This is a genomic window from Acidovorax sp. KPB24-07 (assembly GCF_057543315.1).
On sequence record NZ_BAAJYS010000971.1, the window covers coordinates 1 to 525 of the forward strand.

Annotated in this window: 1 pseudogene; it reads right to left on the reverse strand. The window is 70.5% G+C overall.

The annotated features are described in order from the left end of the window. Window positions 1-269 precede the first annotated feature (269 nt). Window positions 270-525: pseudogene (locus tag AC27IQ_RS26970) on the reverse strand (LemA family protein); the annotation flags it as partial.

Consider the following 525-nt stretch of genomic DNA (forward strand, 5'->3'; position numbering starts at 1 on the left):
GTGCCCGACTGCCCGCCGCGCACGGCCTGCAGCGCGGTCACCACCGCATCCAGCTGGCGCCACAGCGCGGGCTCCATGCGGCGTTCGCCCTCCGCGGGGGGCGGAAAGAAACGGGAGGGCGGGCGCGGCTGCGGATCGGTCATGTTCTGTCTGAGCCTGTCTTGAATAGGAAAAAACCGGTTGCGGTTGCGGACGCCGTAGCGGCCCACGCCTTGAATCAATGTCAAACCACCCACGCCCCTCCCGGGATGCGGGGATGGGCACGCAGCCTACAACGTTCTGGCCGCCTTGAACCCGAACAGCCACGCCAGCAGGCGCGCCGGGAACTGGCCGATGGCCTGGTTGTACTGCAACGCCGCATCGTTGAACTGCCGCGTGGCCAGCGCATTCTGGGCCACCAGCTCCTGCCACCGCTGCGCCCACAGGGGCAACGCCGCGCCTTCGCCGGGCGCGGGCGGAACCTCCGCCACGCGCACCATGGCCAGCCAGGCGGCTTCGAGCACCTCGCGCCCCGTCAGCAGCGCG